Genomic DNA, 14,131 nt, shown 5'->3' on the forward strand with positions numbered 1-14,131 from the left:
CGGCTGGAGCCGACTATAAGAACAAGGATGACAACAATGTTGATGCACGGCTGCGCACGCATGTGCCCAGCGCCTCGCGCGCTCTCTATAAGCCTTCACGGCAATCATAATAAAAGCTTCTACTGTCCTCAGACGTTCACCTCTTAGCTCCCTGCCCTTTATTAACATGCCCGCAACACTGACTTGCCGAGCCGGCTAACGGCGCTCGTCAATCCGTTTTGCTCGTCATGTGCACATGACCGTTGCTCTAAACACGCACGCGGCTTGTATTCGCCTGAACGAAAGTTTCTTAAATAACGGACGTTGTTAGTTCAATGGAGTGAATTTACCGTGTTCAAAAGACGCAAGCCCGTTGCCCTCGACCATCCAGATCTCGAGCGCGTGAAGTTGACACCGCAGATGCTCGATTACGACCGTTTCGCCAATCGTGGTCGCTCGCAGTATCTGCCCTACGTCATGAGTTTCAATGCAGCCGACTATCAATCGCCCAGCATCCATACCGACCGACTGGGGTTTCGCATCGCCCATGATCGAAACGGCAGGCCGGTGAGCGCCGGCACGCTCGACGAGTGCCCGGCCGACATCGTCAACCTACTGGTAGGCGCCTCTCCCGCCTTGGGCTACGGGGCTTCCAGCGATGCAGCGAGTGTCGCCAGCCGGCTCGCGCACCACGACCCCGACGGCATTCCCTGGCTCAATTTCGCCGGGCATTGTTTCAATGCGACGCAGGAGCTGATGCTGTTCATGCTGCATCGGCATCGCCTGCCCAAGATCCGCAGAATCGTGGTGCTGGGCGGCTTCAACACCCTGGTCATGGCGCGCTTGCCCGAGTTCATTCGCGGTGAACTTCCACCCTTCTATTTCTGCGGCGATTATTACGAGAAGTTCGACGAGATCGCCGAAGCACATGGGGCATCTCTGCCGCCAGCGAAACTTCCAAAGTGGCCCACCGAAACCACAGCGGTCCCACCTGTCGGGGAAACACTGAGTCGTGCCACGGCAGAAACGGCGCGCTGCCTGGCGACATGGAAAAGTCTGGCCCAGGCACACGGCGCGGAACTGTCTTTTCTCATGCAACCGCTGGCCACTTGGGTGCGTTCTCCGTGCGCTGAAGAAAAGCGATTGTTTGACGAACTTGATCAGATCTCAAAACTCGGCACGTGGTCGCAATTATACGGTGATATATCCGACCCCACAGTCGCCGATCACTATTCCGATTATCTGGCCTCGGCGTGCCACACATTGGACCTGCCATTCACCAACTTGGTGCATGGCCTCAGGTCGCGACCGGCGACTGAATGGTTGTTTGTCGACCGCGCGCACTTCACCGATACCGGAAATGACGTCGTGGCGCAGGCCATTCAGCAACATCTGAACTAACAGGAAAGGAATCGATCATGTTCAAACGGATTCGACAGGCATTCAGCGCGCTCTTCAAGCGCAAGAAGAAGACCAAGAAAAAGAACAATTCCTCCATTTATCCGATGCACTGATGAACAGCGCCAGAACCGTGTTTTGCGCCCTGCTCAGCGCCGAATCGGGCGAGCAGGCTCGGCAAACCTTCTCGCCTGCCGACCTGCGCGCGTTGCTGCGCGACGTCCCGGTTGGCCAGGCAATGACCAACGACTGGCGCTGCCCCCAGGCGCTGGAAACGTTGGCACAGGAAACGGCCGACCGCGTGCAACGCTTGGCCAGGCCGTGGCGCGCTTTGTGCGCACGCCTGGAGACCGACGAACGTGCCGTACTCAGGGCCAAGGCCGTGCGCGAGGCCGCGCCCTTGCTGGTCGGCAGCCAACACTTGCTGCACAGCGTCTGTGCCAGTTGGAACAACGAATCGTCCTATGCCATGGCGGTGTTGAGTATTCATGCAGCCGATGTCGGCAAAGGGCTGGCCGGCGCTGGACGCCTGCCACGCTACGCCGAACTGCTGCGTGAACTCGGACCTTCGGAAAACGGCATCGACCCTCTGCGCATCGGCGAGGATGAAAGCCTTTGCCCGGGCGCTTTCAACCTGGCGGCGATGCTGCTGGTGATGGGCCATTTCCCCGAATCGCTGTTGCCACAGATCCTTGGTGTCAACTTGTACCTGCGCCACGCCGGCCTGCTGCCGATGTTCGCGTTCATCGCCCAGCCCTCGCCCGCCACGTCCTTTCTCGACTTGCGCCGGGACCCGAGCGAACCGAACTGTGACTTGGCCGTGCTGGCCGGGACCGCAGTCTGCGACTTCCTGGCCCAGGCCGACGCCAGCGCCGAACAGGCGGTTGCCCAAGGTTATGCCTGGGCGCGCTGGCAGGTCGAAACGGCCCACAGCGCGCTGCTCGAGGTGCTCGAACGCTGGCTCGATCCCCGGGAAGCGGCACGGGATGTGATCAGGCGGCGACGCCCAGAGGCGTGTCAGTACCACGACAGCACCCGCTTGGCGGGCGCTCCGATGAAACCTATGCTGCAGACAGACGACGCGCTGCTACTGCTCGACCATCTGGCCAATAGCGCCTACGTTCGCCCTGGCGACCCCCACCGCAGTCCGCTGCTGAACGCATTGATCTCGCCCCGCGGCAAGATGTTTCGGATCTTCAGCCCCGACGACGTACTGATCCTGCAACGCTGGATCGCCGGACTGCCCTACGCCCAGGCCCCCAGCCCAGAACCTGCGCACCTGCACTGGAAGGACGACGGCCTGCTGCAGCGTGCCTTGTGCGTCGATGAGCGAGGCTCGGTCCTCTGCACTACCGTGCCCCCCCGCCAACGCTATACGCGCTGGCTTCACGTCGAACTCACCCCTGCAGAAGAGCAGCAGACTCGCGACTATGTGAACCGCTGGCTGGTCAGGTCTGCCAGAGCCCTGTCCAAGGGGCGCTGCCCACTGCCTGAGCGCTGGGCGCCCGGCGCACTGCGCCAGTGGCTGCAGCTCCAGCATGTGGCCGCCAATGCCACGCTGGATCCGGACGAGGCAGTGCCCACACGCGAAGAGGTGGTCGCCGACATTCTCGCCCTGGCCCCACTGACCATGATCGACGGTGCCTGGCTAGCAGGCTTCGCCCACCCTTCCTTAGCCAGTTCAGGGTTTGCCAGCCGATTGTTCGAAACCTTCTACGACGAACTCGGCAACGGTGTCCTGACGCAGAACCACCCGGTGATCTATCGCCAGTTATTGCGCGCCGTGCACGGCGAACTGCCGGCGACAGCCAGTGCCGACTACGCCGCCGCCGATTGCTTTACCGATCAGGATTTCGACCTGCCGCTGCTGTGGCTTGCGATCGGCCGCTATCCGCAACACTACTGCGCGGAAATTCTCGGCCTCAACCTGGCGATGGAACTGTCCGGCGTAGGGGGCGGTTACCGGCGCACGCACAAGGCCTTGCGCGCCTATGGCTACCCCACCTTGTTCGTCGACCTGCACAACGCCATCGACAACATCGCGACCGGGCACAGCGCATGGGCGGTCGCCAGCCTCGACACCTACCTCAGTGCTTTTGGCGCAACCGATCGAGAGGCCTTGTGGACACGCGTCCGCGTTGGCTTCGCCGCACTCAACCCCCCCAGGGAGGACACCATGCTGGACAAGTTCAAGGAACGAATGAGGTCGCTGCTATGACCTGCACGCTCGGCATTTCCGCTTTCTACCACGACAGCGCCGCCACCCTGGTGGTCGATGGCCACATCGTGGCGGCCGCCCAGGAAGAACGCTTCAGCCGTATTCGACACGATCCCGGATTTCCCACCCAGGCCATCGCGTTCGTGCTGGCCGAGGCGGGGCTGTCCCTGGCGCAGGTCGACCATGTGGCGTATTACGAAGACCCTGCGCTGAAATTCCGTCGGGTGCTGTCCACCGCGGCCGTCGCCGGGTTTTCCTCGGCAGCGACCTACGCCCCCGTACTCAGTGATTGGTTCAAGACCAAGCGCCGCATGGACCGCCAGGTACAGCGGCATCTGCAGGAGATGGGCGATCGCCAGGGACGCGTGATCGAGGTTCATGGCCATCATCAATCCCACGCAGCCTCGGCGTTCTTTCCCAGCCCGTTCGAACGGGCGGCAGTGTTGTGCATCGACAGCGTCGGCGAATGGGCCACTACCACGCTGTGGCACGGCACGCCAGAAGGGCTGAAACAGGTTGCCGAGCTCGAATTTCCCCACTCGCTCGGACTGCTCTACTCCGCGTTCACCTACTTCTGCGGATTCAAGGTGGACTCGGGCGAGTACAAGTTGATGGGCCTGGCCCCTTACGGCAAGCCGGTGCACGCCGATCGAATCCTGGCCGAGTTGATCGACGTCAAGCCTGACGGCAGCTTCCGCCTGGACTGGAGCAAGTTCGAGTTCATCGGTGGCGAGGTGATGACGGGGGAGGCGTTCGAACGCCTGTTCGGCGGACCTCGTCGCCTGCCGGAAGCGCCGTTGACCGAACGCGAGTTCGACCTCGCCGCCTCTGTGCAGAAAGTCACCGAATTGGTGGTGTCGCGCCTGGCGCAGACGGCGAGGGATCTGACTGGCGAGCGCAATCTGTGCATGGCTGGCGGGGTGGCACTGAACTGCGTGGCCAATGGCGTGGTGTCTCGGCAGCGGACCTTCGATCGCCTGTGGATTCAGCCGGCGGCAGGGGATGCCGGAGGCTCGCTGGGCGCTGCGCTGCTGAGCGACCGCCGTGCCAGAAAGGTTCACGTGCGCGAATTGCCCAAAGGCGTGGACGGCATGCAGGGCGCGCTGCTGGGACCTGAATACAGCGACGCGCAGATCAAGGCCGAGCTCGACCTGTGCGGTGCGGTGTACCAGCAGTTGGATGACGAAGCGTTCGACCATCGGCTGATCCTCAGCATGGAGGAAGGCGGCGTGGTCGGCTGGTTCCAGGGGCGCATGGAGTTCGGTCCGCGCTCGCTGGGCAACCGCTCGATACTCGGCGACCCGCGCCGCGCCGACACCCAATCCACCATGAACCTGCGCATCAAGTTTCGCGAGTCTTTCCGGCCGTTTGCGCCGGTGGTGCTCGCCGAGCAGGCTTCGGAATACTTCGACATCGTCGAAGAAAGCCCTTACATGCTGGTGGTCTCGCCGGTCGCACAAGCCGTGCGCCGCAGCGTACCCGCCGCCCAAGCGGCACTCAGCGGCATCGACCTGCTCAAGGTGGTGCGCAGCAGCCTGCCGGCCATTACCCATGTGGACTTCTCGGCACGCGTGCAGACCGTGGACCGCGAGCGTAATCCGCGTTTCCGCGCGCTGCTGGAGCGCTTCGATCGCCGGACCGGCTGCCCGGTGCTGGTCAACACCTCCTTCAACGTGCGCGGCGAGCCCATCGTCAACACACCCGCGCAGGCCTACCGCTGCTTCATGCGCACCAACATGGACGTGCTGGCGATCGGCAATTTCTACCTGGAGAAAACCCAGCAACCGCACTTCGAAGAAGCCGTCGACTGGCGCGAGACCGTGCCGCTGGATTGAGTCGTTCAACCACTAGGGAAGGTGTATCCATGAGTTACGTCATCGTGTCTCTGTTGTCGCTGTTCGGCCCGTTCATCCGTCGGGGCGCGCGTTTTGCACACCGGCCCGACCCACGCGCGGCCTCCTACCTGAAGCGCCTGCCATGAGTCTCATGGCCCTGGACGTGCACCAGGCCTCGGTGATCAACACGCTGAGAGTGCCAGGCTATGACCGGCAAGTGCTGGCGCAGTGTCGGCAACGCCTGGGCACAGCGCCGCACCGTGCCGAGGACGTCGGCAACGTCGGCGCGCAATGGCTGCGTTCGACATTGGCCAGTGATGTTCTGCAGGCCATCGCCGCGTTTCCCGGCAGCGGCTACAAAGCCTTGTTGCTGCGTGGGATCGAGCTCAGTACCGAAGTACGCTCGCCCTGCGACGGGTTCCTGCCCGACGCCGAGTGCGTACTGGACTTCGATCTGCTGCATTTCGGCATGCTCGAACTGCTCGGCGTGCGTTGTCATGCCGTGGAATACGAGAACCACGGCAAGTTGGTACGCAACGTCGTGCCCGTACCACAGGCCGTCGGCACCACCAGCTCATGGGGCGCGGATGTCGACTTTTCCTGGCACACCGACAATCCCAACTGGCCGTTCGGCGACCAAGCGCTGGATGTCGCCCGCAGCGTACCCAACTACCTGGCCTTCACAGCGGTGCGCAACCAGGAGCAGGCGTCGACCGACATCGTCTGCATCGACCATGTACTGGCGCAACTGCCGAGCTTGGCCATCGAGCACCTGAGCGAATCGAGCTACGTCTTCGGTGCACCGGCCTCGAACGAAGGGTTCGACGGCGAACACCGCGTGATGCCGATTCTGGAACGCAGTGCCGAGGGCTATCGACTGCGCTTCGACGACGGCATCGTCAGCGCCCAGACCCCCCACGCAGAGACCGCGCTGGCGCAGTTGCGCGCGGTGCTCGGCCAGATTCGCGGCATCGAGCTGGTGCTGCAGCCCGGAGATTTCTTCATCTTCAAGAACACCCGTGTGCTGCATCGGCGCAGGGCTTTCAAACCTCTGCCCGATGGCCAGGCGCGCTGGTTGCGCCGGGTCTACGGCAACTGATCCCACTCCATCCTCACTCGAACAGGAAGTTTGCATGAACAAGCGTATTGCAGTCATTGGTGGTCGTCCTGCCCCGATTCACGGCGCCAAGGCCCTGGGTATCGATGTCGTGCTGGTGCACCAGCCAGGCGATTACGAAGACGACATCCTCAGCCACTGCGAACAGGTGGTGCACGCGCCGCTGGACGACGCGGCAGCGATCATCAAGGTGCTCGAGCCGCTGCACCGCGAGCGCCCCTTCGCGCGCATCATCACCACCACCGAAGTGGCGGGTGAGTCGACCGGCAAGGTCGTCGATCATTTCCAGCTCACCGGCGTGTCGTACAAGACGGCCCACCTGCTCAAGGACAAGGTGGCCATGCGCAAGCTGCTGGCCGAGCATGACCTCAGCCCGGTCGCCTACCGTCATGTGACCTGCGCGCAGGACGCCATCGACTTCGTGGCCGAGCACGGCCGGTCGGTGCTCAAGCCTGCCGAAGGCGTCGCCAGCCTGCACATCCACCCCTGCTTCGACGCCGACACTGCTACCCAGGCCTGGCAAGCGCTCAAGCACGCCGAGGTGCGACACATCATCATCGAGGAGTACCTCGATGGCCCAGTGGTCAGCGTCGACTCGTTCTCCTTCGCCGGGCGTCACCTGCCCATCGGCTACTCGCAGTACCGCATGAATGACAAATACGTGGAGTGGGAAGTCAGCACCCCCAGCACCGACGCCGCGAAATGGCTGCCGGAGCTCATGGACATGACCTGCCGCCTGCTCGATGCCGTGGAACTGGTGGAAGGTCCGTCGCACAGCGAGTTCGTGCTCACCGACAAAGGCCCACGGGTGCTGGAGTCGCACGCACGTCTGGCCGGTTCCGGGGCCCCGGAACTGGTGCGCCGCGCATTCGGCCTGGACCTGAACCGGATGTTCCTGACCGTGCCGCTGGGCATCGACGAACTGCCGCTGCAATCGCCCCAGCCCAAAGCCGGCGCTGCGATCCAGTTCTTCGTGCCGACGCCGGGCACGGTGCGCAAGGTCGAGCTCGACCTCAAACCCGATGTCGATGTCCGTCACACCCGCCCCGGCGAGACCCCACGCGTGTTCCTGCCCTTCCTGTTCGAGCTGGGCGAGGCGCAACAGGCGGTGGTCATTCAGAAACACGAAGGCGACACGATACCGGCCCTGGATACGGTCGCCGACTGCGTGTCGGGCTATGTGCTGGCCACCGGCAGCTCACGCGAGGATGCCGTGCGCATCGGCGATGAATTGGTGCAGGCGGTGCACTTCATCATGGAGCCCAAGGCATGAGCTACGTGCTCTGCCTGCACCGCTGGGTGGGGCGCCAGGCACTCTACGAGCGTTATGGCCTTGAGCCGGGCATGCAGATCCGCGCGATCTGCACGGCCGAATCCGCACAGTCGCTGCCCGAGGATCGGCTGGCCTCGATCTCGACGCTGGAATCGCTGGACGATGCCACTGCGGTGATGGCCGAGGCGCAGCGGCTGATCGAGCTGCACGGTGTCCCGCATCGGGTGGTTGCGCTCAACGAAGGCGACCTGCTCAACGCTGCGGCGATCCGCGAACGATGGGGCGTGCCAGGCGACCCCTGCGCCTGGATCGAGCGCTTTCGCGACAAGCTGACCATGCTCGAGGTCGCCGCCCGACAGGCGGCGATCGCGATCCTGCCCGCGGTAAGCGCCGAGGACCCGCAGGCGGTACAGCGGTTGCTGGCCGAGCACGGCTATCCATTGGTGCTCAAGCCACGATGCGGTACCGCCAGCCGCGGTGTGCGGATCCTGCGCCAGGCGCAAGACCTGAGGCTGCTGCAAGCGCCGCACGCCGAGCCGATGATGGTTCAGGCGTTCTGCGCAGCGCCGATCCTGCACGTGGATGGTTGGTGGGACGGCGAGCGGATCGTCGTCCTGACCGCCTCGCGATACGTCAACAGCTGTGCCGACTTCGGGCCGGACAGCGCGCTAGGCAGCATCGAACTGGACGCGGACGAACACGAGCGCGCTATCGCCGAGCAGGTGGCGGCGCTGCTCGCGGTCTTCGCAGGCCAACGCGAGATCGTCTTCCACCTCGAATTGTTCGACGATGGTCAGACCTTGCGTTTCCTGGAGATCGGCGCACGCGTCGGCGGCGCGGAGATTCCATTTCTGTGGCGCGAGGTGCGTGACATCGACTTGGTCGGCATCGCCTGGGAGTTGCAGACCGAGGCCTGTAGCCGTCAGCGCGATCATGCCCGCACCCGCAGCCGCGACGGGCGACCGCTGCACGGCGAGCGCGGTGCCTGGGTGATCGGCCGCCGGGAAAGCCCTTTGCGCACCGAGCTGGGTACGCTGTACTGGGCGCAGGAGGCGCTGCCCGCCGGTGTGCCCAGCGGGGTCTACGAGGGCGCCCGCACTCGGCTGCGGCTGCGCAGCTTCGACCGTCCGGCGCTGGTGCGGGATGTGGAGCGCATCTTCGAGCATCTGGCACAGACCTGGAGTGCCTCGGCATGACCGCTCGCGGCATGCCGCACACCGGCACTGTCAGCGTGCAGATGAGCGCCACTGTCGCTGGCGACTCGGCGCATGTCACTATCGACGTCTCAAAGGCGCCCGTCCTCGGTCGGGCGCTGGCAGGGACAGCCCGTGGACGCTGGTGGCCGGCGCAAGACCGGCCCTAGCGCACGCTTAACTTTTGCAGGAGCAATTCCGATGCCAGTGGAAAACTTGATAGGCGTGGCGATCATCGCCCTGGGCATGGTCCTGACGCCTGGCCCCAACATGGTCTACCTCACCTCCAGAGCGATCTCCCAAGGACGCCTGGCCGGCATGATCTCGCTCGCCGGCGTAGCGCTCGGCTTCATCTGCTATCTGGTCGCCTCCGGGCTTGGCCTGTCCGCGTTGTTCAAGGCCGTGCCGATGGCCTACGACGTGGTACGCATCGCCGGGGCCTTCTACCTGGGCTACCTGGCGTGGAACATGATCCGCGGCTCCTCGCCCTTCGAAGCGCGCGAACTGCCCCCTCATTCACCGCGCAAGCTGTTCACCATGGGCCTGGTGACCAACCTGCTCAATCCCAAGATCGCCTTGATGTACTCGGCCCTGATCCCTCAGTTCATCAATCCCGCTGCCGGGTCGACCCTGCAGCAGTACATGCAGTTGGGGCTGGTACAGATCAGCATCGCCGTGACCGTCAATGGCCTGATCGTGCTGGCGGCGGCGCGGGTCAGCCGCTTCCTGACCGCGCGGCCGAAAGCCATGCGTGCCCAGCGCTGGGTATCCGGTGGGGTGCTCGGTGCTTTCGCCATCGACATCCTGATGCGCAAGCCACTGGACTGAACCGGTTGCCCGCCGGCAGGCGCTGGCGGGTACTGGCCACCTTCAGCGGCCCCCGGCCACCGGCACGATGGTCCCTGTGACATAGCTGGCGGGCGATCGCCGCACCGATCCCGCGGCTGCCGCCCGTCACCACTGCCAAGCCATTCATGTCGACATCCTAATCCGGAGGAGAAAATCGAGGATGCTGTCACGGTAGGTCAAGAGCGCTGGCGGTGGCGCAACATCCAGCTACCATTAGCTCGCGTCGCTCGTGACCTTATCTACGTAGGCCTGCATGAACCAATCAGGCTGGTCCTCAACCTTGTATTCAAGGCTGGTGCCGTCGGTGATCTCGGCCAACCAGACAGAGTGCTCACCCGAGTTATCGAAGATGTAAGCACGGTTGGACGCTGCTACTGCCTCCGGCAGTAGCTTGAGTGACCGGTGGAAACGCTGAACGATCTTGTCAGCCGGGACGTTGTGTCCACCATCATCTACACGGTTAGCCACGCGGTTTATGTTGATGCTTGGGTCGTCAGTGGCCACGAAGTAGAGGTAGGTGCGGCTCTCTGATGGTGCTCTTGCCCGAACCATTCGGCCCCGCAAAGACGCGTAGCCTAGGCGTTAGCACTTGAACCTACTCGGTGGACCTGGATGGCCTGACCGACACTCACTTTGCGGCGAGGCCTGGAATTACCGACGACCGTCTCGGATCCATCGGCCTTGGACTCAACGAGATAGCTGCCCTGCACCGTCATGACGGTATGTCCGGCCGCGAGCGCTCGCAAGAAGGCCATACGCGTTGCACCTGCTGCGACTGCAGGAATCTCACCTTCGAGATGTTGAATCTCCTTTTCGGTAAGGCGCTTTGTACTCGACATACCTTTCTCCTGAGGGGAAATGGACAGAGACTCGCTCATTCTAGCCACCTCGCGCTTCTTTCTAAAGCATCACACTGGTAGATCGCGAAAGCTTTCGGCAATCATGCAGGTACCCCGGCGCAAGCGTGGCTCATGGCTCGCTTGTCGCAAAACCCCGTCTCACTCTTTCCCTGCCCACACCCAATCCCACCACTATCCTTGCCCCCAGCCGCAGGACGCGGCGTCCCCAGCGATCAAGGAGTGTCCATGTCCCTCGCCCTCGTCTACAGCCGCGCCCAGGTCGGGGTGCTGGCGCCGGCGGTCAGCGTCGAAACCCATCTGGCCAACGGCCTGCCCAACCTCACCTTGGTGGGCTTGCCCGAAGCCACGGTCAAGGAAAGCAAGGACCGGGTGCGCAGCGCCATCGTCAACTCCGGGTTGGAGTATCCCGCGCGGCGCATCACTCAGAATCTCGCCCCGGCCGATCTGCCCAAGGACGGCGGGCGCTACGACCTGGCCATCGCCCTGGGCATTCTCGCCGCCAACGGGCAGGTGCCGGTTGCCACCCTGGCCGACTTCGAATGCCTGGGCGAGTTGGCGCTTTCAGGGGCGCTGCGGCCGGTCCAGGGCGTGTTGCCGGCGGCGCTGGCCGCGCGCGAAGCCGGGCGGGCGCTGGTGGTGCCGCGTGAGAACGCCGAGGAAGCGAGCCTGGCGGGCGGTCTGGTGGTGTATGCCGTCGGGCACCTGCAGGAACTGGTCGCGCACCTCAACGGCCAGGTGCCGCTGCCGACCTATGCGGCCAACGGGCTGACCCTGCGCACGCGGCCCTACCCAGACCTCAGCGAAGTGCAGGGGCAAGTCGCTGCCAAGCGCGCCCTGCTGGTGGCCGCCGCCGGAGCGCACAACCTGCTGTTCACCGGCCCGCCCGGCACCGGCAAGACACTTCTGGCCAGTCGCCTGCCCGGTTTGCTGCCGCCCCTGGACGAGCACGAGGCGCTCGAGGTGGCGGCGATCCAGTCGGTCAGCGGCAAGGCGCCGCTGGACTGCTGGCCGCAAAGACCCTTTCGCCATCCGCACCACTCGGCGTCCGGCCCGGCGCTGGTGGGCGGAGGCAGCAGGCCACAGCCCGGCGAAATCACCCTGGCGCACCATGGGGTGCTGTTTCTCGACGAGTTGCCGGAATTCGAGCGGCGGGTGCTGGAAGTGCTGCGCGAGCCGTTGGAGTCTGGAGAGATCGTGGTATCGCGGGCCAGAGACCGGGTGCGCTTTCCAGCACGCTTTCAACTGGTGGCAGCGATGAATCCCTGCCCCTGTGGCTATCTGGGCGACCCGGCAGCGCGCTGTCGTTGCAGCCCGGAACAGATCCAGCGCTACCGCAACAAACTCTCTGGACCCCTGCTCGACCGTATCGACCTGCACCTGACCGTGGCGCGCGAGAGCACCACCCTCAGCCACCAGGCCAGCGGCGAAGGCAGCGCCAGCGTCGCCGCCGTGGTCGCCGAATGCCGCGAACGCCAGCAGCGGCGCCAGGGCTGCGCCAATGCGTTTCTCACCTTGCCGGGCCTGCGTCAGCACTGTGCATTGAACAGCGCCGACATGACCTGGCTGGAGAACGCTTGCGAACGGCTCAACCTGTCGCTACGCGCGGCCCACCGGCTGCTCAAGGTGGCGCGAACCCTGGCCGACCTCGAACAGGCCGAGCGTATCGAACGCGCGCACCTGGCCGAGGCCCTGCAGTATCGGCCAGGCAGTTAACGCCAAGCCGTTGGCGACCGGCTCAAAACGCCTTGCTGAGCGTCGCCCAGACCCGCACCGACGACTGACTTCCCGCCACCGAAGGCTCATTGCCCACCGGCGTAGCCACTGAAGCAGAGGCACGCCACTGCTGCGGGCCACTCCAGTTCAAGCCCACGCCCGCACCGGACAAGGTGGCGCTGTTATCGGTGCCGCCAATGGGTCGGCGATTGATTTTCACGTAGGCGCTGTCGAAGAAGGTGATCGCTTGCCAACGGCCGGCCCATCCAGCACCCAGCTCGTGGCGCCATTCGAGCGTGCCGGCATAGCCGGTATCGCCCGACAACGCGCCGATGTCGTAGGCGCGCACGCTATAGGGGCCGCCGACCGTCAGTTTTTCCGCCGAGTCGAGATTGACATCGCTCCACTGCGCAGCGAGGTTCAGGTAGATCGCGTCGCTCGCCGTCAGCCCCTGCAGGCGGGAGAAGTTGGCATTGAGCTTGGAGAATCCACCCTCGGGCTGCCTTTGCACGGGCGCTTCATCGGTGATCACACGGCCACTGGTCAAGCCGACGCTCCAGGCGCTGACAGCGCCCGCCAGCAGGTCATCTCGCAGATCACCATTGAGGCTCAGCACCCAGTTGTTGAGGTGACGATCGTTGCTGATGCCGGTGGCATCGATGTCATCGCGCAAACGCTTGTTGTCGAACTGCGCCTGCACGTAAAGGTTGCTGTCCCGGCTGCGCAACAGCGGGTGCCTGATCCAGACGCTGGCCAAGTCGGCGGTGCCGTTGGCATCCAATTCGTCGAAGTCGTTGCCCAGGCGGTACTTCAGATGCGAGTAGGCCACTCCGGCGCGCGTGCCTTGTCCGTTGAGCAAGGCCTCATAGGACAGACGCCCGTAGTTCATGTCGCTTCCGGCGGACACCAGGGTCGCCGTGAATACATCACCCCGTCGCAGTGGGTTGAGCAGACTCAGGTTGGCAGACAGACGCTCGCGGCCAATGTAGCGGTTGCCGAAGTTGTCCAGCGCAACGGTCGCCAGCGGCGCCGGATTGTCCACCGTCGCGACATCCAGATCGGAGGTGCCGACAGCCGCGCCCGGTTTGAGCGTGGCCGCCACGCCCACGCCCGGAATGTCCGAGAGCAGCAGGAGGCTGCGGTTAAGTGACGGGTCATCGATCACGGCGCCACTGCGCAGCGGTTCCAATGTGGAGTTCAGCAGGCCGTCGCGCACGTCGCTGCGGTTGTCCAGTCGCACCTGGCCGTAACGCGCCTCGACGACCAGGAGCGTGACGTTGCCATCCTGGATCGTCTGGGCAGGAATGATGGCCCGCGCCAACGGATAGCCCCGTTGCTGGTAGTAGGCCGTGATCCGACCGGCCACTGCGTTGATTTGCGAGAGGGTCAGCGCCTGGCCCTCCTGGTCCGCGACCAACGCATGCAGCTCATCGGCCGTGAACTGGGTGTTGCCAGTGATCAGCAGCTTCTTGACCAGAAAAGGCGGCGACTCGGGCAGCGCGGTCGGGCTCCCAGTCTGGGTTTGCAAGGCCGGTGCCGACGACGACGGGACAGGTGGCAGGCTCGGCTCTACCTGCTGCAGGATCACGCCCGCGTCCGGGAATGTCTGGGCGGACAAGGGCTGGGTGATGCAGGCCACCATCAGAGCGGCGGCCATGGGGCGGTAACGGAGCGACGATACGGTAGTTTTTTTCAT

General features: G+C 64.2%; 11 protein-coding genes. 8 read left to right on the top strand and 3 right to left on the bottom strand.

The annotated features are described in order from the left end of the window. Positions 1-330 precede the first annotated feature (330 nt). The 7 genes from Q7C30_RS16155 (at position 331) to Q7C30_RS16185 (ending at position 9,841) form a co-directional block, all read left to right on the top strand. Positions 331-1,380 carry a hypothetical protein gene (locus Q7C30_RS16155; RefSeq protein ID WP_029612544.1) on the top strand — a complete coding sequence of 350 codons (1,050 nt, stop codon included), beginning with the start codon at positions 331-333 and terminating at the stop codon, positions 1,378-1,380. Between the two features lie 112 nt (positions 1,381-1,492). After that, on the top strand, positions 1,493-3,595 hold the full coding sequence (locus Q7C30_RS16160; RefSeq protein ID WP_317872112.1) for an iron-containing redox enzyme family protein: 2,103 nt from the start codon (positions 1,493-1,495) through the stop codon (positions 3,593-3,595). Next, positions 3,592-5,430 carry a carbamoyltransferase gene (locus tag Q7C30_RS16165; protein ID WP_304482882.1) on the top strand — a complete coding sequence of 613 codons (1,839 nt, stop codon included), beginning with the start codon at positions 3,592-3,594 and terminating at the stop codon, positions 5,428-5,430. Before Q7C30_RS16160 ends, Q7C30_RS16165 begins: the two co-directional genes overlap by 4 nt. A gap of 142 nt (positions 5,431-5,572) precedes the next feature. After that, entirely contained in the window at positions 5,573-6,529 is a 957-nt protein-coding gene (locus tag Q7C30_RS16170) for a TauD/TfdA family dioxygenase (protein WP_317872113.1), read from the top strand. 34 nt (positions 6,530-6,563) lie between these two features. Continuing rightward, on the top strand, positions 6,564-7,820 hold the full coding sequence (locus tag Q7C30_RS16175; RefSeq protein ID WP_039581705.1) for an ATP-grasp domain-containing protein: 1,257 nt from the start codon (positions 6,564-6,566) through the stop codon (positions 7,818-7,820). Then, a complete protein-coding gene (locus Q7C30_RS16180) occupies positions 7,817-9,016 on the top strand; it encodes a biotin carboxylase (RefSeq protein ID WP_317872114.1) in 1,200 nt (399 codons plus the stop codon). The genes Q7C30_RS16175 and Q7C30_RS16180 overlap by 4 nt, the downstream gene beginning before the upstream one ends. Before the next feature lie 198 nt (positions 9,017-9,214). After that, positions 9,215-9,841 carry a LysE family translocator gene (locus Q7C30_RS16185; RefSeq protein WP_039581711.1) on the top strand — a complete coding sequence of 209 codons (627 nt, stop codon included), beginning with the start codon at positions 9,215-9,217 and terminating at the stop codon, positions 9,839-9,841. A 234-nt stretch (positions 9,842-10,075) separates the two neighbouring features. On the opposite strand, the gene Q7C30_RS16190 is transcribed toward Q7C30_RS16185, so the two are convergent. Then, positions 10,076-10,330 carry a hypothetical protein gene (locus tag Q7C30_RS16190; protein ID WP_317872115.1) on the bottom strand — a complete coding sequence of 85 codons (255 nt, stop codon included), beginning with the start codon at positions 10,328-10,330 and terminating at the stop codon, positions 10,076-10,078. A gap of 107 nt (positions 10,331-10,437) precedes the next feature. Further along, positions 10,438-10,740 (bottom strand): hypothetical protein, encoded by a 303-nt coding sequence (locus Q7C30_RS16195; protein ID WP_240326927.1) that lies wholly within the window; start codon positions 10,738-10,740, stop codon positions 10,438-10,440. Between the two features lie 207 nt (positions 10,741-10,947). Here Q7C30_RS16195 and Q7C30_RS16200 point away from each other — a divergent pair, with 207 nt between their 5' ends. Beyond that, entirely contained in the window at positions 10,948-12,435 is a 1,488-nt protein-coding gene (locus Q7C30_RS16200) for a YifB family Mg chelatase-like AAA ATPase (RefSeq protein WP_317872116.1), read from the top strand. A 22-nt stretch (positions 12,436-12,457) separates the two neighbouring features. On the opposite strand, the gene Q7C30_RS16205 is transcribed toward Q7C30_RS16200, so the two are convergent. Continuing rightward, positions 12,458-14,131 carry a ShlB/FhaC/HecB family hemolysin secretion/activation protein gene (locus Q7C30_RS16205; protein WP_317872117.1) on the bottom strand — a complete coding sequence of 558 codons (1,674 nt, stop codon included), beginning with the start codon at positions 14,129-14,131 and terminating at the stop codon, positions 12,458-12,460.

Origin of the sequence: Pseudomonas sp. RAC1 (genome assembly GCF_030658255.1) — a bacterium.
In the GTDB taxonomy this organism is placed as follows: Bacteria; Pseudomonadota; Gammaproteobacteria; order Pseudomonadales; family Pseudomonadaceae; genus Aquipseudomonas; species Aquipseudomonas boreofloridensis.

Coding starts and splice junctions, on each gene's coding strand:
- Q7C30_RS16160 (WP_317872112.1), top strand. CDS start 1,493: ATGAACAGCGCCAGAACCGTGTTTTGCGCCCTGCTCAGCGCCGAATCG.
- Q7C30_RS16165 (WP_304482882.1), top strand. CDS start 3,592: ATGACCTGCACGCTCGGCATTTCCGCTTTCTACCACGACAGCGCCGCC.
- Q7C30_RS16170 (WP_317872113.1), top strand. CDS start 5,573: ATGAGTCTCATGGCCCTGGACGTGCACCAGGCCTCGGTGATCAACACG.
- Q7C30_RS16175 (WP_039581705.1), top strand. CDS start 6,564: ATGAACAAGCGTATTGCAGTCATTGGTGGTCGTCCTGCCCCGATTCAC.
- Q7C30_RS16180 (WP_317872114.1), top strand. CDS start 7,817: ATGAGCTACGTGCTCTGCCTGCACCGCTGGGTGGGGCGCCAGGCACTC.
- Q7C30_RS16185 (WP_039581711.1), top strand. CDS start 9,215: ATGCCAGTGGAAAACTTGATAGGCGTGGCGATCATCGCCCTGGGCATG.
- Q7C30_RS16195 (WP_240326927.1), bottom strand. CDS start 10,740: ATGAGCGAGTCTCTGTCCATTTCCCCTCAGGAGAAAGGTATGTCGAGT.
- Q7C30_RS16200 (WP_317872116.1), top strand. CDS start 10,948: ATGTCCCTCGCCCTCGTCTACAGCCGCGCCCAGGTCGGGGTGCTGGCG.
- Q7C30_RS16205 (WP_317872117.1), bottom strand. CDS start 14,131: ATGAAAAAAACTACCGTATCGTCGCTCCGTTACCGCCCCATGGCCGCC.